Raw genomic sequence first — 18,007 nt, 5'->3', positions numbered from 1 at the left:
CGACCGGTGCCCATGAGCAGCAACGCCTTCTTTTCCGACCTCCTCGCCTCGATTTCCGAGCGCGGCCGCACCCTGCTGCGCCGCGCAGGGTCCTCGGACGCGAAACAGGACGTCTCCGAGCTGGCCCAGCTGTGCGAGGCGCTGCTGTCGGGCCGCGGCGAGGCTTCCGGCACCGCGATGGCGCGCGAGGTTCTCGACCGCTATCGCAACCTCGACGAGGCCGGCCGGCTTTCGTTCTTCGAAACCCTGGCCCGCGATTACGGCCCGGACCGGGAACGGCTTGCACAGGCGATCGAGGCCTGGCGCAGCCAACCCTCCGACGAGGACGCCAGCGACCTGCACTTTGCGTCGGAGCCGCGGCGGCAGGAACTGATCCGGCGGCTGAACCGCGCGCCCGGCGGCACCAGCGAACTGGTGGCGCTGCGCGCCGATCTGCTCCGCCTCATGAATGGGCACAAGGATCTCGCCGCGGTCGACCGCGACGCCGTGCATCTTTTGTCTTCTTGGTTCAACAGGGGATTTCTCGTGCTGCGCAGAATCGATTGGCAGACGCCAGCGAACATTCTGGAACAGATCATCCGCTACGAGGCAGTGCATGAGATCCGCGACTGGGACGATCTGCGCCGCCGCATCGATCCTGTCGACCGGCGCTGCTACGCCTTCTTCCATCCCGCTTTGGTCGACGAGCCCCTGATCTTCGTCGAGGTGGCGCTGACCGAAGCGATTCCCGCCGCGATCGCGCCGCTGCTCGCCAAAGACCGGCCGCTGGTGCCGGTCGAGCGCGCCCGCACCGCGGTGTTCTATTCGATCTCCAACACCCAGCGCGGGCTCGGCGGCATCTCGTTCGGCAGCTTCCTGATCAAGCAGGTGGTCGAGGAATTGCGGCGCGAACTGCCGAAGCTCGAGAACTTCGTGACGCTGTCGCCGGTGCCGGGTTTTGTCACGTGGCTGAAGCAGGGAAACGACGTTCCGGTCACCGACGAGGAGCGGGCGCTGCTGGAAAGTCTCGACAAGCCCGACTGGTTCGAGGATGCGGAACTGGCTTCAAAACTGCGCGCGGTGCTGGAGCCGCTCGCGGCCTATTACTTCCTGAAAGCGCGCACGCCGAAGGGCCGGCTGATCGATTCGGTGGCGCGATTCCATCTCGGCAACGGCGCGCGGCTGGAGCGGATCGACTGGCTCGGCGATCTCTCGCCGAAGGGCCTGCGCGAATCCGCCGGGATCATGGTCAACTATCTCTATCGCCTCGAGGATATCGAAAAGAACCACGAGGCCTACGCCAACCAGGGCGAGGTCGCCGCTTCCAGCGCGGTGAAGAAATTGCTGAAGACCGAAGGCCGGCGGCTGCTGGATATGCGGCTGTCGTAGCCGGCCGAAACCGGCGCGACCGGATCGGGCGTCGGGCAATCAGACCAGATCGGCATGGTGGGGTACTCATTCCAAACAAAAATCTGCGGTTGACTTTAATACGTACGTACGTATTATATCACTTATGCCAAAGCCATCTCTCAAAGACACAATTCTCGATGCCGGCCTCAAGACGATGTTCCGCACCGGCTACAACGGCACAAGCGTGCGCGACATTGCCGCCGCGGCGGGCGCGCCCCAGGGCTCATTCACCAACCACTTCCGCAGCAAGGAGGCGTTCGCGCGCGAGGTGCTCGACCGCTATTTCGCACATGTCAAAGAATGCGTGGCCCAAGCGCTGAATGACAAGTCGCTGACGCCGCGCCAACGCTTAAGGCGCTATCTCGACATCATCACCGGCAGGCTGGAAGGCGACAATTGGAGCCGCGGCTGCCTGATCGGCGACCTGAGCCTTGAGACCTCGACCAGCAGCGAGGCGCTCCGTGCCCGGCTGGACGAGATTTTTCAGGAGTGGCGCACCCCGTTTGCCGCCTGCATTGCTGAGGCCCAAGCAGGGCGCGAAATCGACGACGCGTTCAATCCGAACGACCTGGCCGAGTTTCTGCTCACGTCCTGGCAGGGGGCCATCCTGCGCATGAAGGTCGAGCGCAGCCCGGCCTCACTCGAGCGCTTCAAGTCGATCGTTTTTTCAACTGTCCTGAAAGAGGTGGAGCAATGACCAACCGTTTGGAGATCGAAGTGAGCACGCGCGAGGTACTCGGCACCACGATGGCGTTTCGTGAAGCCGGTGCGGCCAGCGCGCCTGTCGTGCTGTTCCTGCACGGCAACCCAACCTCCTCCTACATCTGGCGAAACATCATCCCGTTTGTCGAGTCGGTGGGGCATTGCATTGCCCCGGACCTTGTCGGATTTGGACAATCAGGACGCCCAGACCTGGACTACCGGTTTGCCGACCACGCGCGCTACCTCGACGCATTCGTCGACAGCCTCGGCGTTCAATCTGCCTATCTGGTGGCGCAAGACTGGGGCACTGCGCTCGCCTTCCATCTCGCCGCACGCAGGCCAAATTTCGTGCGTGGCCTCGCCTTCATGGAGTTCATCCGCCCAATGGCCTCATGGGAGGACTTCCATCAGACAGCGGTTGCACGGGAGACGTTCAGGAAATTCCGGACGCCGGGCGTCGGCGAGCAGATGGTGCTCGAGGCCAACGCGTTCGTCGAACGTGTGCTGCCGGGCTCGATCGTTCGAAAGCTCGCCGATGACGAACTTGCCGCCTACCGTGCGCCATTCCCCACGGCAGAAAGCCGCAAGCCAGTTCTTGCCCTGCCGCGCGAACTCCCGATAGCGGGCGAGCCTTCGGACGTTCACGCAATGCTTGAGACTGCTCACGCAGCGCTAAAGACCGCGCAATATCCGAAGCTGTTGTTCACCGGCGAGCCCGGGGCACTCGTTTCGCCGGCGTTCGGGCGCGAATTTGCCGCTTCGCTGCGGCATTGCAGCGTGATGAATCTCGGATCCGGACTGCACTACCTGCAGGAGGATCATCCTGATGCAATAGGTCGCACGCTTACAGGATGGATCGCGGGAATCGAAGCCGCCCGAGCGATTTCTGTATTGCCTGCCGCGGCGTGAACGCTGAAGCCAGTACGAGGAGGTCATCATGACGGACGTATCCATCATCTATTGTCGTCCCTGCGGCTATGAGAAGCGCGCCAAGGAGGTTGCGATGGCGCTGCAGCGGCAGCTTGGAATTGTTGCAGACCTCGTGCCCGGCAAGGGTGGCGTGTTCGAAGTATCGGTCGGTGGCAAGACCGTGGCCCGGCGCCTGAAGGGCCATTTTCCGGACGCCGCCGAGATCGTCACAGCGGTCCGCGCGCAGGGCGCAAGGTGAGGTCATGCAATGACGATCACCTGGAGCAACAGTCGAGTCGGCGTCGATTGGCAGGAGCTTGCGGCTGTCTATCGCGCGGCGCCGCTCGGAGACAAGAACGCAACCGACCTGGAAATCGTCTTCGGCAACAGCAGATTTTTTTTGCTTTGCCTCTGACGGAAACCGGCTTGTTGGTGCGGGCCGGGTCCTGGCGGATGGTCGTGATTGCGCCTATCTCTGCGACATTGCGGTCTCGCCGAGTCATCAGGGAATTGGACTAGGAAAAGAGATCGTCGCCAGGCTCGTCACACAGTCGCAATCGCACGCGAAGATAATCCTCTATTCAGTCCCAGGCCGCGAGCCGTTCTATGCGAAGCTCGGATTCTTGCGGATGAAGACAGCAATGGCAATCTTCAGAGATCGCGAGTCCGCGCTTGAGCGAGGCTATTTGTTCGAACCTTGATCTTGTCGGGCTCCACACCCGGGAGGGTCCTGACCGACACGTCAGGCCGCCAGCGCCTTCATCTCCGCGTAGAGATCGGATTTTCCCTCAAACCCGATACCCGGCAGATCAGGCATGGTGATGTGACCGTTCTCGACGCGCACGCCGTCCGGGAAGCCGCCATAGGGTTGGAACAGGTCGGGATAGCTCTCATTGCCGCCGAGGCCGAGGCCGGCCGCGATATTGAGCGACATCTGGTGGCCGCCATGGGGAATGCAGCGGCTCGCGGACCAGCCGCAGGTCTCCAGCACCTTCAGCGTGCGCTGATATTCGCAGAGACCGTAGGACAGTGCGCAGTCGAACTGCAGCCAGTCCCGGTCCTGCCGCATGCCGCCGTAACGAAGCAGATTGCGCGCATCCTGATGGCTGAAGAGATTCTCGCCGGTCGCCATCGGACCTGGATAGAATTCCGCCAGCGCCGCCTGCAGCTGGAAATCGAGGGGATCGCCGGCCTCCTCGTACCAGAACAGCGGATAGTCGCGCAACATCTTGGCGTAGGCGACCGCGGTCTCCAGATCGAAGCGGCCGTTGGCGTCGACTGCAAGCTGCGCCTCGTTGCCGATCTCCTCGAGCACAGCCTCGATGCGTGTGCGGTCTTCCGCAATCGGCGCGCCGCCGATCTTCATCTTGACGACATTGTAGCCGCGGTCGAGATAGCTGCGCATCTCGCCGCGCAGCATCGACAGGCCCTTGCCGGGATAATAATAGCCGCCGGCGGCATAGACGAACACGCGCGGATTCGCCTTGCGGCCGTGATGCTCGGCAAGCAGCCGGAACAGCGGCTTGCCGGCGATCTTCGCCACCGCATCCCACACCGCCATGTCGATGGTGCCGACCGCGACCGAGCGCTCGCCGTGGCCGCCCGGCTTCTCGTTCGACATCAGCGTCACCCAGACCCTGTCCGGATCGAGATTGCGGCCTTCTTCATCGAGCAAGGTCCTGGGATCGGCCTCCATCAGGCGAGGCGCAAAACGCTCGCGGATCAATCCGCCCTGCCCGTAGCGGCCGTTGGAATTGAAGCCGTAACCGACCACCGGCTTGCCGTCGCGCACCACATCGGTGACGACAGCGACCAGGCTGGTCGTCATTTTAGTGAAGTCGATATAGGCGTTGCGAATGGGCGAGGAGATCGGCTTGGTGATCTCTCTGATGTCAGTGATGCGGACGGACATGCGTTGGGCTTTCGGAAGGGGCCTACCCCGTCATTGCGAGCGAAGCGAAGCAATCCATACTGCGCCACAAAGCGGAAGAGTGGATTTGGATTGCTTCGTCGCTAACGCTCCTCGCAATGACGAAGCACAGCGTCAGGACGGGGCCTTGTCCCGGAAATACGGCTCGACCGGGCCGTGGACCTTGATCGTCAGCGGATTGCCGTAGCGGTCCTTGGCGTTGCCCGCGGTCACCCGCACCCAGCCCTCGCTGACGCAATATTCCTCGACATTGGTCTTCTCGACGCCCTTGAAGCGGATCCCGACGTCGCGCGCGAGCACCTCTTCGTTGTAGTAAGGGCTCCTCGGATCGGTCGACAGGCGGTCGGGCAGTTGATCGGCCATTTGATCTTTCTCGTTCATAGCAGCGCCTCGATTTCCTTCATCAGTCCTTCCGGCGTCGCCGTCGGCGCATGCCGCGCGACGACCTTGCCGGAACGATCGACCAGGAATTTGGTGAAATTCCACTTGATCGACGGGCCGAGCAGGCCGGATTTCTCGCTCTTCAGATAGTTGAACAGCGGGTGGGCGTTATTGCCGTTGACGTCGATCTTGGCAAACATTGGAAAGGTGACGGCGTAGTTGTCGGTGCAGAACTCTCCGATCTGCGCGGCGTCGCCCGGCTCCTGGCCGCCGAACTGATTGCACGGAAAGCCCAGCACCGAAAAGCCGCGCGGACCGAACGCCTGTTGCAGCGCCTCGAGACCCCTGTATTGCGGGGTGAAGCCGCACTTGCTCGCGGTATTGACGATCAGGAGAACCTGGCCCTCGAACCGCTTGAGCGAAATGTCCTCGCCGGCGAGCGACTTTGCCGTGAAATCATGAACGCCAGCCATCAGGTTCTTTCGTCTGAAACAGCCATCAGCCTGCGGGATCGATCGCCGCCGATGGGGTCCCGCCGGCCTCGATCGCCTCGCCGGCAGCGAGGCACAGATCCTCGCGATAGCGGCCTGAGACGACCTGCACGCCGACCGGAATGCGGCCCACCAGCCCCGTTGACACGGTCAGCCCCGGCAGCCCCATGAAGGGAATGGCGATTTGCGTCAGCTGCGCGTGCCAGACGCGGGCAAAAGACGCGTCATCGCGCATATCGAGCCCGTCGGGGAACGGCAATTCACCGGACACTGGCATCAACAGGACGGCGTATTTCTCGAAGAACTGCAACCATTCGCGCATCAGCGTGGCACGCCGCGTCAGCACTTTCGACAGAGTGTCGACGTCGAATGGGAAAACCTTGGACCGGCTGCCGCGCAGGCAGGCGAGCGCGCCGGGATCGCCTTCGCGCTCGGCCGCGGCCAGTTGTGCTTCAAAGCCGTCGCCGAGCCACAGCTTGGTCTGAAGTTCCGCAGCCTCGCGCAGCGGCGGCAGCGTCTCGATCTGTTCGACCACCCAGCCCGCACGCTCCAGCCGCTTACCGGCATCGGCGACGGCGACTTTGACTTCCGCCACCGGATCGAGCCCGTCGGGATTGAGACACAGCGCGGCGCGCTTCGGCATCGCCGGGCCCTCCAGCGGCGCCGGCACCCACCAGGGGTCGCGCGCGTCCTTGCCCGACATCGCCGCCAGCGCGATCCTGACATCGCCGATGGTGCGCGCGAGCGGACCCGATACCGCTGATATCTGCGGTCCGATCGGACGCTCGGGCAGCGCCGCATTGAAGGCCGCGATGCGCCCGACGGTCGGGCGCAGGCCATGCACGCCGCAGGCATAGGCCGGATAGCGGATCGATCCGGCGATATCGGTGCCGTGCGCGATATGGCCGATGCCGGCGGCGACCGCCGCCCCAGCCCCGCCGGATGAGCCACCGGGCGTGACGCTCGCGTCGCGCGGGTTCTTGGTGTCGCCATGGATCAGGTTGGTGGTGAACCAGCGGTACGAGAATGCTGGGCAATTGGTGCGTCCGAGAATGACGGCGCCGGCCTTGCGCAGATTGTCGACCACGGGGCTGTTGGTTTTCGCGATGGCATCGCGCTGCAGCTTGAGGCCGTTGGTGGTCGCAAACCCTTCTTGGTCGATATTGACCTTGACGGTGACCGGCACACCCGCCAGTGGACCTGGGTCTTCGTTGCGCGCGATCGCCGCATCGATGGCGGCGGCCTGCGCCAGCACCTCCGCCGGCCGATGGTCGACCACGGCGTTGATCTTGGGATTGACCGCGTCGAGCCGGGCAAGTGCCGCCGAGGCCGCCTCCTTCGCCGATATCTTCTTCGATCTTACCAGTGCCGCGACATCAGCGGCCGACAGACGCCAGAGATCTTCCATTATCAACTCCATTTGCTCGATCGCTTGTAGCGCTGCGCGGCAATGGTTGTCGACCCGCCGACGGTCATCATTCCAAGGAGGGTGTCAGCGCAAACAGGACTGACGCCGGGTAACGTCAGTGTCTGGTGGGAGCGCTTTCCGGCCCGTCGAGGATCGCCTCGGTGAACGGAAACTCCAGCACGATCTCGCCCTGGTCGTCGGTCACTTCGAGGATCGCATTGAGCAGGCCGCCCTCCGCGCCTTCGAGCTTCAGCAACTCCCGGATCATGGCCCGCGCCATTTCCCAGGCGCGATCGGGATCGCGCAGTTCCTCGCCTTCGGGATCTTCGATCAACTCGTCGCCGATACGGGTGTTGAAAAAATACCGGGGCATTGGGCCCAAACCACTTTCCGTTGAGGGCTCCAGCCGAAACCCGGGATATTTCACAAGTTATTTATCCGAAGGCCGCCAGCGACCTCAGGCCGAGCCCCCATCTAAAGCCGATGCGCGCGACTTTGAACCCGTTGATCCCACATTGTTTTGACACTGGCCTGCACAATCCGGTGATTTCCTTTTGCGTTGCAACAAAAATAGCGCCGCGGTTGTGTGGCAAAAGATTTCGCTGGCGAACTTTTCTTTCCGCAGTAGGTTTAACGATGAGGGCGGAAATCGTCCGATCTGACAAGGAGAACCAAATGGCCTGGAAAGCCCCGAAGATCGTCGAAGTGCCGGTCGGCATGGAAATCAACATGTATGCGTGCGCCGCCCGGAAGTAAGCGGCTACGACGGTTTCGTTTGACGTAAGGTGGACCTCCGGGCGTGATACGTTCCCAAGGCGGGATCGTGAACGTCGCGGTGTCCACCTTCGAAACTTTGTAGAAGTGTTGGAATTGCCAGGAGACGAATCATGCTTCGCATCGTCGTCCTGGGCGCCGCGGCGGGTGGTGGCGTTCCGCAGTGGAATTGCGGATGTCGGGTTTGCCGAAAAGCCCGAACCGAGAATCCCGAACTTCAAAGCACCCAGGCCTCGATTGCGATCAGCGCCGATGACGAGCACTGGTTTCTGGTCAATGCATCGCCCGATCTGCGCCAGCAACTGATCGCGACCCCGCAGCTGCATCCCAAGGCTGGACAGCTTCGTCACAGCCCGATTTTGGGCGTGATCCTGACCAACGGCGAAATCGATGCGGTCGCCGGTCTGCTGTCGATGCGGGAAGGCTCGCCGTTTACGATCTATGCCCACGAGAAAGTGCTTGCGATCCTGAAGTCCAACAGCATCTTCAACGTGCTGGCCGAGAACAACGTGCGGCGCCAGCCGATCGATCCGGACCAGGCCTTCGAACCGGCATTGCCCGGCGGCGCGCCGTCCGGCATCGAGATTTTGCCATTCGCCGTGGCCGGCAAGGGTGCGTGGTATCTGGAAGGCAAGGTTCACCCGGGCGGAGACGACGGTACGGGCGACACGCTCGGGCTTCGCATCGCCGACAAGGTTTCGGGCAAATACTTCTATTTTCTCGCCGCCTGCGCCGATGTCACCGACGACCTCAAATCCCGGCTTGCCGGGGCGCCGCTGATCTTCTTCGATGGCACGGTGTGGCGCGACGACGAGTTGATCGCGGCGGGGCTGGGCAGCAAGACCGGACAAGCCATGGGACATATTGCAATGTCAGGCGATAGCGGCGCGATCGAAGCCTTGTCCGGCCTCGGTATCGGCCGGAAAGTGTTTCTGCATATCAACAACTCCAACCCGGCGCTGCTGCGCGATTCCGCCGAGCGCCAGCAAGCCGAGCGCGCGGGCTGGCAGATCCCCGCCGATGGAACGGAGATTACGCTGTGAACGCGATGAACCTGAACGGGATGACGGCCTTTTCGCTCGCCGGCAGCGCGCCGCTGAACAGCGCCGAGGAACTCGAAGCCACGCTCCGCCAGATCGGAGCCACCCGCTATCACAATCTGCATCCGTTTCACCGGCTGCTGCACGGCGGCAAACTGAACAAGGGTCAGGTGCAGGCCTGGGCGCTGAACCGCTATTATTACCAGAGCACCATTCCCATCAAGGACGCGGTGGTGATCTCGCGCTTTCGCGACCGCGGCATCCGGCTGGAATGGCGGCACCGGATCGAGGACCATGACGGCGATCTCGGCACCGAAGGCGGCATCGAGCGCTGGCTGAAGCTGACCGAGGGGCTGGGGCTCGACAACGCCTACGTCGAATCCACCGAAGGCATTCTTCCCGCGACGCGCTTTGCGGTAGAGGCCTATGTGCATTTCGTCCGCGACAAGAGCCCGCTGGAGGCCATCGCCTCCTCGCTGACGGAACTGTTCGCGCCGAACCTGCATGAAGAACGCATCGCAGGCATGCTGGCGCATTACGATTTCGTCAACCCTGATATCATGAGCTATTTCAGCCGGCGCCTGACGCAGGCGCCGCGCGATGCCAATTTCGCGCTCGCCTACGTCAGGCAGCATGCGACCACGCCGGCGGAACGCGAGTTGGTCTGCAATGCGCTGATCTTCAAGACCAATGTGCTATGGGTTCAGCTCGACGCGCTGTATCATGCCTATGTCGACGGTCACATTCCGCCGGGCGCGTTTGTTCCCAAGGACAAATAGAGGCAATCAGCGATGGCAGGCCGCAGCCGCAACATCAGTGTCAGCGAGGCGAGCCAGCCGGTATTGCCGCGGCACGCCAGGCTGAGATTCGATGAGACGCGGCAGGTCTGGGTCATCCTGGCACCGGAGCGCGTGCTGGCGCCGGACGAGATCGCGGTGGAAGTGCTGCAACTTTGCGACGGCGTTCGCAGCGTCGCCGGCATGGTCGACCAGCTCGCGGCCAAATACTCCGCCGAGCGCGCCGCGATCTCGGCCGACGTCATCGCCATGCTGCAGGACCTCGCCGACAAGGGATTCCTCACCGAAGCACGCGAGAAGACGTCATGAGCCCGACGCTGACCGACGCCCATGTGATCGCGAGCGACCCCTCCGACGGGCTCGCGGTGCTGGAGGCGCGCGGCTCGACGGCGGAGGCTTTTGGAATTCCGCTCGCAGTGCTCGCCGAGCTGACGCATCGTTGTCCGCTGCAGTGCCCCTATTGCTCCAACCCGATCGAACTCGACCGCGGCGGCAGCGAGCTGACGACCGAGGAATGGAAGAAGGTTCTCACCGAACTCGCCGACATCGGCGTGCTGCAGATTCATTTCTCCGGCGGCGAACCCACCGCGCGCAAGGACTTGGTCGAACTGGTGCAGCACGCCAGCGATGTCGGGCTGTACTCCAATCTCATCACCTCGGCCGTGCTGCTGACACGCGAAAGGCTTTCCGCGCTGGCGGGCGCCGGGCTGTGCCACGTGCAGATCAGTTTTCAGGGCAACGAGCCTGTGGTCGCCGATCGGGTGGCCGGCTTCAAACACGCGCATGAGAAGAAGCTCAAAGTTGCGAAGTGGACGCGCGAACTCGATTTGCCGCTCACCGTCAATGCGGTGATGCACCGGCAGAACCTGTATCAGTTGTCCGACATTATCCAGATGGCGGTCGATCTCGATGCCGACCGGCTCGAGGTCGCCAACGTGCAGTATTACGGCTGGGCGCTGAAGAACCGCACGGCGCTGATGCCGACGCCCGCGCAGATCGAGGAGACCAGCCGCATCGTCGAGGAAGCCCAGGCGCGACTGAAGGGCATTCTCGCCATCGACTATGTGGTGCCGGACTATTACGCGCTGCGGCCGAAGAAATGCATGGGCGGCTGGGGCCGGCAGTTCTTCAACATTTCTCCATCAGGCAAGATCCTGCCCTGCCACGCCGCCGAATCCATCACCGGGCTGGAATTCCTGTCGGTGCGGTCGAATCATTCGATCGCCTGGATCTGGCAGAATTCCGAAGCCTTCAACCGCTATCGCGGCACCGGCTGGATGAAGGAGCCGTGCAAGAGCTGTGAGTTCCGGGAGATCGATTTCGGCGGCTGCCGCTGCCAGGCCTTCGCGCTGTCGGGCGACGCCGGCAATACCGACCCGGCCTGCACGCTGTCGCCGATACATGAGCATATCTTCAAGCAGGCCGAACTGGAGGCCGCGGCCGGCAACGACCGCTTCATCTATCGTAATTTCGCCGGGGGAACGCCCGAGACGGGCGGCGGCCATGGCGCCTGACGCCGGCGCGGGCAAGGCACGCGGCCACCGCTCCGATCCCTTCGCACCGCTGACATCGGAACTGCTGCCGGTCGGCGATGGCCACGAGATCCATGTCGAGACCGTCGGCCGGGTCGACGGCATTCCGGCGGTCTATCTGCATGGCGGGCCCGGCAGCGGCTACCAGCCCGATCACCGCCGGCTGTTCGACCCGGAACGCTTTCACGCCGTGCTGTTCGATCAGCGCGGCGCCGGGCGAAGCCGTCCCAAGGGCCGCCGCGACGACAACACGCTGCCGCATCTGATTGCGGATATGGAAATGATCCGCGAGAAATTCGGCTTTCGACGCTGGATGATCGTCGGCGGCTCCTGGGGCGCGACGCTGGCGCTGGCCTATGCCGAGACGCACCCCGATCGGGTGACAGGCATCGTACTGCGCGCGACCTTTCTCGGCACCCGAGGCGAACTCGAAAGCGCCTTCCTCGATGCGCTGCCACGCCTGCATCCCGGTCTCTCCGAAGATTTCCTCAGCGTGCTGCCGCCCGAAGAACGGGCGCAACCGCTGGATGCCTACTTCCGCCGTATTCTCGATTCCGATCCGGCCATCCACGGCCCTGCCGCCCGCGCCTGGGGCGAGACCGAACGCATCCTCTCCGAACACGCTCCAAATCGCGTCCGGCTCGATCTGGCGTCGCTGAATTCGTCCCGCGCCCTCCCTGCGACGCCGTTCATGGAAGCGCATTATTTTCGCAACGATTGCTTCATGCAGCCCGATCAGCTTCTCGATCAGGCCGGCAAGCTCAAGGGGATTCCCGGGATCATCGTGCAAGGCCGCTATGATCTGCTGTGCCCGCCGGCAACCTCGCATGCGCTCGCCGCGGCATGGCCCGAAGCCGAAGTGCGTCTCGTCGAGGGCGCCGGCCACTCGCTGTATGATCCCGGCGTCAGGGACGCCGTGATGAAGGCGATCTCGGACCTTGCTTCCAAAATCAATCGATAGGGACGATCCGAACATGCCTCTCGCCGGAAAGGGAATGCTGCTGACATCGATGGACATCGATCCGTCCGATGAAGCCGAGTTCAACCGCTGGTACGACCGCGAGCATCTCAAAGAGCGCGTCGCGATTCCCGGCTTCCTCGAGGCCCGGCGCTATGTCGCGCATGACGGCAAGCCGAAATATCTCAGCCTCTATTCCACCGCCACCTTCGATGTGCTCGACAGCCCGGCCTATCGCACCGCGCTGGCCAACCAGACCGACTGGTCGAAGACCAACATCGCCCGTTTCAAGAACATGATCCGCGCGGTGGCACGCATCACCATCAGCTGCGGTCAGGGCCGAGGCGCCGCGCTCGGCATCATCCGCCTCCGCCCAACCGGCGATATGGATGGACTGCGCAGCGCGTTGCGGAACCAGTTCGATCCGCATGCGCTCGACGGCATCATCTCGATGCATCTGATCGAGTGCGATCCGGCACTGTCACGGCCCATCACCGATGATCCCTCGGCCACCAATCCCGGCGCCGGCGACTGGTTCGTGCTGATCGATGCCACGGATGTGAATGCGATCCCGGCGGCTGCCGCGCGCATCGCCGGCAATGCCGCGTGCAAACCGCTGGTGATCACGAGCGGCGTCTACAATTTGATGTGGGACCTCGCGAAAAGCGACATTTAGCGCTGCGCTGCACATGCTGCACCGCGACATAGCACACGATGACACTAACGTTATGGCGGCCCAGCCATGAAAGCTGGAGATGAGATAAATTTGCCTTTGTGCACGCTCTGGAATGGCTCTAATAAGGTAAGCCTATGATCCAATTCGAAAACCACAAGAACGCCGGCTGAGCGTTCGCGGGCAAAGATAAGGCCGCGCCTTCCTTGAAATTGCGCGGACAAGGTAGGAATGAAACCGACTGATATCTCGGCGCCGGACTACTTTCACAAGGTAGTCGACTGCCAATGGGCCTGTCCCGCGCATACGCCAGTTCCAGAATACATCCGCTTGATTGCTGAAGGCCGCTACAGCGACGCCTACATGATCAACTGGAAATCGAATGTGTTTCCCGGAATTCTGGGACGCACCTGCGATCGTCCGTGCGAGCCCGCCTGCCGCCGCGGCCGCGTCGAGGAGACGCCGGTGGCGATCTGCCGGCTGAAGCGCGTCGCCGCCGACTTCAAGGACGACGTCAAGGGCCGCATGCCGCGGCCGTCGGCGAAGAACGGCAAGCGCATCGCGATCGTCGGCGGCGGCCCCGCCTCGCTGACGGTGGCCCGCGACCTCGCGCCGCTCGGCTATCACTGCACCGTGTTCGACCAGGACCCCAAGGCCGGCGGCATGATGCGGACGCAGATTCCGAAGTTCCGGCTGCCGGATTCGGTGATCGACGAGGAAACCAGCTACATCCTCAACCTCGGCATCGAGTTCAGGGGCGGCCAGCGCATCGACAGCCTGAAGAAGCTGCTCGGTGAGAACTACGACGCCATCTTCGTCGGCTCCGGCGCGCCGCGCGGCCGCGAACTCGACATTCCCGGCCGCAAGGAGGCCGCCAGCCATATCCATATCGGCATCGAATGGCTGGCTTCGGTCTCGTTCGAGCACACCAGCACGATCGGCAAGCGCGTGATCGTGCTCGGCGGCGGCAACACCGCGATGGACTGCTGCCGCACCGCGCGCCGTCTCGGCGGCGAGGACGTCAAGGTGATCGTGCGTTCCGGCTTCGAGGAAATGAAGGCCTCTCCCTGGGAGAAGGAAGACGCCCTGCACGAGGACATTCCGATCCTCAACTTCATGGTGCCGATCGCCTTCACCCACGACAACGGCAAGCTCACCGGCGTCACCTTCCAGAAGGTGAAGGCGGAGTACGACGCAGGCGGCCGCCGCAACCTGGTGCCATCAGGCGAACCTGACCAGACCATTCCCTGCGACGACGTGCTGGTCGCGGTCGGCCAGGAGAACGCGTTCCCCTGGATCGAGCGCGACTGCGGCGTCGAATTCGACAAATGGAACATGCCCAAGGTCGACGCCAAGACCATGGGATCGACCAATCCGAAGGTGTTCTTCGGCGGCGACGCCGCCTTCGGTCCCAAGAACATCATCTGGGCGGTAGCGCATGGCCACGACGCCGCGCTCTCGATCCACAGGCTGCTCTCGGGCGAGGACATCACCGAGCGTCCGCTGCCGGAAGTGCATGTCTCCTCGCAGAAGATGGGCATCCACGAGTGGAGCTACGACAACGACATTTCCCCCGACAAGCGTTACAAGGTGCCGCATCGCGACAAGGTCATCGCGCTGCAGGACATCCGCGCCGAAGTCGAACTCGGCTATGACGTCAAGCTGGCGCTCGGCGAGGCGCACCGCTGCCTGAATTGCGACGTCCAGACCGTCTTCGCAGCTCCCTTGTGCATCGAATGCGACGCCTGCGTCGATATCTGCCCGATGGACTGCATCACCTTCACGCCAAACGGCGAGGAAGCCGATCTGCGGGCGCGGCTGAAAGCGCCTTCGCTGCATCCGGACCAAAACCTCTACGTCGCCGACGGTCTCAAGACCGGCCGCGTCATGGTCAAGGACGAGGACGTCTGCCTGCATTGCGGGCTGTGCGCCGAACGCTGTCCCACCGGCGCCTGGGACATGCAGAAATACCTCATCGATATGACACACGCAGGTTCATCATGCCCGTCCAAAGCCCGATCAGCAGCGTAAACGACTTCGTCGTCCGCTTCGCCAACGTCAACGGCTCGGGCTCGGCGAGCGCCAACGAAATGTTCGCGCGCTCGATCCTGCGCCACGGCGTGCCGGTGTCGCCGCGCAACATCTTTCCCTCCAACATCCAGGGCCTGCCGACCTGGTACGAGGTGCGGGTCACCGAGGACGGTCATCTCGGCGCCCGTGGCGGCGTCGACATGATGGTGGCGATGAACCCGCAGACCTGGGACAAGGACCTCGCCTCGATCGAGCCCGGCGGCTACCTGTTCTACGATTCGACCAAGCCGATGCCGGCGTCGAAATTCCGCGCCGACATCACCGTGATCGGCGTGCCGCTGACCGCCATCACCAACTCGACCTATACCGACCCGCGCCAGCGCCAGCTGTTCAAGAACATCATCTATCTCGGCGCGCTCTGCGCCCTTCTCGACATGGACCCGAAGCTGGTCGAGCAGCTGATCGGCGAGCAGTACAAGGGCAAGGAAAAGCTCTTGTCATCGAACGTCCACGCGCTGCATCTCGGCCGCGACTGGGCGCTGCAGAACCTGAAATGTCCGATCGGCCTGCGCATCAAGAAGGCCGACAAGGTCGGCGACCGCATCTTCATCGAAGGCAACAACGCAGCAGCCCTCGGCGCGGTCTATGGCGGCGCCACGGTTTGCGCCTGGTATCCGATCACGCCGTCGTCTTCGCTTGCCGACGCCTTCACCAGCCACTGCAAGAAGCTGCGGCACGATCCCGAAACCGGCAAGGCGAAATACGCCATCGTGCAGGGCGAGGACGAACTGGCCTCGATCGGCATCGTGATCGGCGCGTCCTGGAACGGCGCCCGCGCCTTCACCGCCACCTCCGGCCCCGGCATCTCGCTGATGACGGAGTTCATCGGCCTGTCCTATTTCGCCGAGATTCCGGCCGTGATCATGAACGTGCAGCGTGCCGGCCCCTCGACCGGCATGCCGACGCGCACCCAGCAGTGCGACATTATCGCCTGCGCCTATGCCTCGCACGGCGACACCAAGCACGTGCTGCTGTTGCCGGAAGACCCGGCCGAAGCCTTCGAATTCGCAGCGCAAGCCTTCGATCTCGCCGAGCGGCTGCAGACCACGATCTTCGTCATGCTCGATCTCGACATCGGCATGAACCACCGGCTGTGCCGCCCGCTGAAGTGGGACGACGCAAGGCAGTATGACCGCGGCAAGGTAATGACCGCCGAAATGCTCGACGACGGCCGCGACTTCGGCCGCTACCTCGACGTCGATGGCGACGGCATCCCCTACCGCACCTATCCCGGCACCCACCCGACCAAGGGCTCGTACTTTACCCGCGGCACTTCGCGCGACCGTTATGCGCGCTACTCCGAGGAAGGCTCGGTCTATGCCGACAACATGCAGCGGCTGGTGCGCAAGTTCGAGACCGCCCAGGACATGGTGCCGCGGCCGCTGCAGGCCAACGCCGCCAAGCCCACCAAATACGGCGTGATCTATTTCGGCTCGACCGCGCCGGCCATGGACGAGGCGATCGGGCTGCTGGAGGCGAACGGGCATCAGCTTGATCGTTTGAGGATCCGCGCCTTCCCGTTCCATTCCAGCGTCGCGAGCTTCATCGCCGACCACGACTTCGTCTATGTGGTCGAGCAGAACCGCGACTCGCAGCTGCGCTCGCTGATCGTCAACGAGAACGGCATCGATCCGGTCCGGCTGGTTCCGATCCTGCATTACGATGGCACGCCGATTACCGCGCGCTTCATCGCCGGCGCGATCGGCGACCATCAGGACCAGCTCAAGCTGACCCCGCTCCGCAAGGTGAAGTCATGACCTATATCGCCAAGCCGAAATTCCATCATCCCGGCCTGCCCAAGAATGATCTCGGCTTCACCCACAGGGATTACGAGGGCAAGATCTCGACGCTGTGCGCCGGCTGCGGCCATGACTCGATCACCGCTTCGATCATCGAGGCCTGTTTCGAGCTGTCGATCGAGCCGCATCGCGTCGCCAAGATTTCCGGCATCGGTTGCTCCTCGAAGACGCCCGATTATTTCCTCGGCAATTCGCACGGCTTCAATTCGGTGCACGGCCGGATGCCGTCGGTACTGACCGGCGCCAATCTCGCCAACCGCGACCTGATCTATCTCGGCGTCTCCGGCGACGGCGATTCGGCCTCGATCGGCTTCGGCCAGTTCGCGCATTCGATCCGGCGCGGCGTCAACATGACCTATATCGTCGAGAACAACGGCGTCTACGGTCTGACCAAGGGCCAGTTCTCGGCCACCGCCGACCGCGGCTCGAAGTCCAAGAAGGGCGTGACCAATACCGACAACGCCATCGACCTGGTGGCGATCGCGCTGCAACTTGGCGCGAGCTTCGTGGCGCGCGGCTTCTCCGGCGACAAGACCCAATTGGTGCCGCTGATCGCCGCCGCGATCCAGCACAAGGGCGCGGCGTTCATCGACGTGATCAGCCCCTGCATCGCCTTCAACAATCACGCCGGCTCGACCAAGAGCTTCGACTATGTGCGCGAACACAACGATGCGGTGAACCGCCTCGACGTCATCACCGGCCGCGACCCGATCTCGGTGGATTACGCGCCGGGCACGGTGCAGGTGGTCGAGCAGCACGACGGCTCCAGGATCGCGCTACGCAAGATCGATGCCGATTACGACGCGCATGATCGCGTCGGGGCGATGACGTTCCTGCAGAAGCACGCCGCCAAGGGCCAGATCGTCACCGGGCTATTGTACGTCGATCCCGAGTCGGACGACCTGCACAGCCATCTCGATACCGTGGAAACGCCGCTCAACACGCTTGAAGCAAAAGACCTCTGCCCCGGCACCACCGCGCTCGACAGGATCAACGCCAGCCTGCGCTAGGGCGTCGTCCAACGCCGCGGCAGGACTGCTGTCCGGTCCCGAACCGCCGACATTCCCTGTGTCTCTGGCGCTCCATCGGGGCAGCGGTGATTGAACGTCCCCCGCACCTGCCGCGACCAAAGC

Annotated in this window: 20 protein-coding genes and 1 pseudogene; 16 read left to right on the top strand and 5 right to left on the bottom strand. The window is 63.2% G+C overall.

The features are described 5' to 3' along the window. Positions 1-12 precede the first annotated feature (12 nt). The 6 genes and pseudogenes from KMZ29_RS06655 to KMZ29_RS26635 form a co-directional block, all read left to right on the top strand. A complete protein-coding gene (locus tag KMZ29_RS06655) occupies positions 13-1,368 on the top strand; it encodes a malonyl-CoA decarboxylase (RefSeq protein ID WP_215622981.1) in 1,356 nt (451 codons plus the stop codon). A gap of 124 nt (positions 1,369-1,492) precedes the next feature. Beyond that, a complete protein-coding gene (locus tag KMZ29_RS06650; protein ID WP_215622980.1) occupies positions 1,493-2,086 on the top strand; it encodes a TetR/AcrR family transcriptional regulator in 594 nt (197 codons plus the stop codon). Continuing rightward, positions 2,083-3,000, top strand: a complete 918-nt coding sequence (locus tag KMZ29_RS06645) for a haloalkane dehalogenase (protein ID WP_215622979.1) — start codon at positions 2,083-2,085, stop codon at positions 2,998-3,000. Before KMZ29_RS06650 ends, KMZ29_RS06645 begins: the two co-directional genes overlap by 4 nt. A 28-nt stretch (positions 3,001-3,028) precedes the next feature. Then, positions 3,029-3,259: a SelT/SelW/SelH family protein gene (locus KMZ29_RS06640; protein WP_215622978.1), complete on the top strand. Its 231-nt coding sequence runs from the start codon at positions 3,029-3,031 to the stop codon at positions 3,257-3,259. Between the two features lie 9 nt (positions 3,260-3,268). Further along, complete coding sequence (locus KMZ29_RS26640; protein ID WP_249779994.1) at positions 3,269-3,415, top strand: hypothetical protein; 147 nt, start codon at positions 3,269-3,271, stop codon at positions 3,413-3,415. A 22-nt stretch (positions 3,416-3,437) separates the two neighbouring features. Beyond that, positions 3,438-3,701 (top strand): annotated as a pseudogene (locus KMZ29_RS26635) (GNAT family N-acetyltransferase); the annotation flags it as partial. 41 nt (positions 3,702-3,742) lie between these two features. Here the strand turns inward: KMZ29_RS26635 and KMZ29_RS06630 are convergent. The 5 genes from KMZ29_RS06630 to KMZ29_RS06610 form a co-directional block, all read right to left on the bottom strand. Beyond that, positions 3,743-4,912, bottom strand: coding sequence for a mandelate racemase/muconate lactonizing enzyme family protein (locus KMZ29_RS06630; protein WP_215622977.1), 1,170 nt, complete (start codon positions 4,910-4,912; stop codon positions 3,743-3,745). A gap of 132 nt (positions 4,913-5,044) precedes the next feature. Next, positions 5,045-5,293 carry a DUF3297 family protein gene (locus KMZ29_RS06625; protein ID WP_369810082.1) on the bottom strand — a complete coding sequence of 83 codons (249 nt, stop codon included), beginning with the start codon at positions 5,291-5,293 and terminating at the stop codon, positions 5,045-5,047. A 14-nt stretch (positions 5,294-5,307) separates the two neighbouring features. Then, positions 5,308-5,784, bottom strand: coding sequence for a glutathione peroxidase (locus KMZ29_RS06620; protein WP_215622975.1), 477 nt, complete (start codon positions 5,782-5,784; stop codon positions 5,308-5,310). Positions 5,785-5,809: 25 nt separating this feature from the next. Beyond that, entirely contained in the window at positions 5,810-7,210 is a 1,401-nt protein-coding gene (locus tag KMZ29_RS06615) for an amidase family protein (protein WP_215622974.1), read from the bottom strand. A gap of 115 nt (positions 7,211-7,325) precedes the next feature. After that, positions 7,326-7,583 (bottom strand): DUF6894 family protein, encoded by a 258-nt coding sequence (locus KMZ29_RS06610; protein WP_215622973.1) that lies wholly within the window; start codon positions 7,581-7,583, stop codon positions 7,326-7,328. Positions 7,584-7,885: 302 nt separating this feature from the next. Between KMZ29_RS06610 and pqqA the strand changes: the two genes are divergently transcribed. The 10 genes from pqqA to KMZ29_RS06560 all read left to right on the top strand — a co-directional run bounded on the left by pqqA (position 7,886) and on the right by KMZ29_RS06560 (position 17,884). Then, positions 7,886-7,966, top strand: coding sequence for a pyrroloquinoline quinone precursor peptide PqqA (pqqA, locus tag KMZ29_RS06605; protein ID WP_012029362.1), 81 nt, complete (start codon positions 7,886-7,888; stop codon positions 7,964-7,966). Between the two features lie 131 nt (positions 7,967-8,097). After that, on the top strand, positions 8,098-9,027 hold the full coding sequence (pqqB, locus tag KMZ29_RS06600; RefSeq protein ID WP_215622972.1) for a pyrroloquinoline quinone biosynthesis protein PqqB: 930 nt from the start codon (positions 8,098-8,100) through the stop codon (positions 9,025-9,027). Between the two features lie 11 nt (positions 9,028-9,038). Next, positions 9,039-9,803 carry a pyrroloquinoline-quinone synthase PqqC gene (gene pqqC, locus KMZ29_RS06595; protein WP_215624169.1) on the top strand — a complete coding sequence of 255 codons (765 nt, stop codon included), beginning with the start codon at positions 9,039-9,041 and terminating at the stop codon, positions 9,801-9,803. Positions 9,804-9,815: 12 nt separating this feature from the next. Beyond that, positions 9,816-10,130: a pyrroloquinoline quinone biosynthesis peptide chaperone PqqD gene (gene pqqD, locus KMZ29_RS06590; RefSeq protein ID WP_215622971.1), complete on the top strand. Its 315-nt coding sequence runs from the start codon at positions 9,816-9,818 to the stop codon at positions 10,128-10,130. Then, positions 10,127-11,335, top strand: a complete 1,209-nt coding sequence (gene pqqE / locus KMZ29_RS06585) for a pyrroloquinoline quinone biosynthesis protein PqqE (protein ID WP_215622970.1) — start codon at positions 10,127-10,129, stop codon at positions 11,333-11,335. Before pqqD ends, pqqE begins: the two co-directional genes overlap by 4 nt. Beyond that, positions 11,325-12,314, top strand: coding sequence for a prolyl aminopeptidase (gene pip / locus KMZ29_RS06580; protein WP_215622969.1), 990 nt, complete (start codon positions 11,325-11,327; stop codon positions 12,312-12,314). The genes pqqE and pip overlap by 11 nt, the downstream gene beginning before the upstream one ends. 13 nt (positions 12,315-12,327) lie before the next feature. Beyond that, a complete protein-coding gene (locus tag KMZ29_RS06575; RefSeq protein WP_215622968.1) occupies positions 12,328-12,987 on the top strand; it encodes a DUF4286 family protein in 660 nt (219 codons plus the stop codon). Between the two features lie 228 nt (positions 12,988-13,215). Next, complete coding sequence (locus KMZ29_RS06570; protein WP_215622967.1) at positions 13,216-15,015, top strand: FAD-dependent oxidoreductase; 1,800 nt, start codon at positions 13,216-13,218, stop codon at positions 15,013-15,015. Beyond that, entirely contained in the window at positions 14,985-16,832 is a 1,848-nt protein-coding gene (locus KMZ29_RS06565; protein ID WP_215622966.1) for a 2-oxoacid:acceptor oxidoreductase subunit alpha, read from the top strand. Before KMZ29_RS06570 ends, KMZ29_RS06565 begins: the two co-directional genes overlap by 31 nt. Further along, positions 16,829-17,884: a 2-oxoacid:ferredoxin oxidoreductase subunit beta gene (locus tag KMZ29_RS06560; RefSeq protein WP_215622965.1), complete on the top strand. Its 1,056-nt coding sequence runs from the start codon at positions 16,829-16,831 to the stop codon at positions 17,882-17,884. Before KMZ29_RS06565 ends, KMZ29_RS06560 begins: the two co-directional genes overlap by 4 nt. Positions 17,885-18,007: the final 123 nt, after the last annotated feature.

Origin of the sequence: Bradyrhizobium sediminis (genome assembly GCF_018736085.1) — a bacterium.
GTDB classification, from domain to species: domain Bacteria; phylum Pseudomonadota; class Alphaproteobacteria; order Rhizobiales; family Xanthobacteraceae; genus Bradyrhizobium; species Bradyrhizobium sediminis.
Note: the sequence above shows the minus strand (reverse complement) of the source record. Positions and strands in the feature narration are given on the sequence as shown.

Bases quoted from the DNA above. Each gene is read 5' to 3' on its own strand.
- KMZ29_RS06655 (WP_215622981.1), top strand. From the start codon at position 13: ATGAGCAGCAACGCCTTCTTTTCCGACCTCCTCGCCTCGATTTCCGAG.
- KMZ29_RS06650 (WP_215622980.1), top strand. From the start codon at position 1,493: ATGCCAAAGCCATCTCTCAAAGACACAATTCTCGATGCCGGCCTCAAG.
- KMZ29_RS06645 (WP_215622979.1), top strand. From the start codon at position 2,083: ATGACCAACCGTTTGGAGATCGAAGTGAGCACGCGCGAGGTACTCGGC.
- KMZ29_RS06640 (WP_215622978.1), top strand. From the start codon at position 3,029: ATGACGGACGTATCCATCATCTATTGTCGTCCCTGCGGCTATGAGAAG.
- KMZ29_RS26640 (WP_249779994.1), top strand. From the start codon at position 3,269: ATGACGATCACCTGGAGCAACAGTCGAGTCGGCGTCGATTGGCAGGAG.
- KMZ29_RS06630 (WP_215622977.1), bottom strand. From the start codon at position 4,912: ATGTCCGTCCGCATCACTGACATCAGAGAGATCACCAAGCCGATCTCC.
- KMZ29_RS06625 (WP_369810082.1), bottom strand. From the start codon at position 5,293: ATGGCCGATCAACTGCCCGACCGCCTGTCGACCGATCCGAGGAGCCCT.
- KMZ29_RS06620 (WP_215622975.1), bottom strand. From the start codon at position 5,784: ATGGCTGGCGTTCATGATTTCACGGCAAAGTCGCTCGCCGGCGAGGAC.
- KMZ29_RS06615 (WP_215622974.1), bottom strand. From the start codon at position 7,210: ATGGAAGATCTCTGGCGTCTGTCGGCCGCTGATGTCGCGGCACTGGTA.
- KMZ29_RS06610 (WP_215622973.1), bottom strand. From the start codon at position 7,583: ATGCCCCGGTATTTTTTCAACACCCGTATCGGCGACGAGTTGATCGAA.
- pqqA (WP_012029362.1), top strand. From the start codon at position 7,886: ATGGCCTGGAAAGCCCCGAAGATCGTCGAAGTGCCGGTCGGCATGGAA.
- pqqB (WP_215622972.1), top strand. From the start codon at position 8,098: ATGCTTCGCATCGTCGTCCTGGGCGCCGCGGCGGGTGGTGGCGTTCCG.
- pqqD (WP_215622971.1), top strand. From the start codon at position 9,816: ATGGCAGGCCGCAGCCGCAACATCAGTGTCAGCGAGGCGAGCCAGCCG.
- pqqE (WP_215622970.1), top strand. From the start codon at position 10,127: ATGAGCCCGACGCTGACCGACGCCCATGTGATCGCGAGCGACCCCTCC.
- pip (WP_215622969.1), top strand. From the start codon at position 11,325: ATGGCGCCTGACGCCGGCGCGGGCAAGGCACGCGGCCACCGCTCCGAT.
- KMZ29_RS06575 (WP_215622968.1), top strand. From the start codon at position 12,328: ATGCCTCTCGCCGGAAAGGGAATGCTGCTGACATCGATGGACATCGAT.
- KMZ29_RS06570 (WP_215622967.1), top strand. From the start codon at position 13,216: ATGAAACCGACTGATATCTCGGCGCCGGACTACTTTCACAAGGTAGTC.
- KMZ29_RS06565 (WP_215622966.1), top strand. From the start codon at position 14,985: ATGCCCGTCCAAAGCCCGATCAGCAGCGTAAACGACTTCGTCGTCCGC.
- KMZ29_RS06560 (WP_215622965.1), top strand. From the start codon at position 16,829: ATGACCTATATCGCCAAGCCGAAATTCCATCATCCCGGCCTGCCCAAG.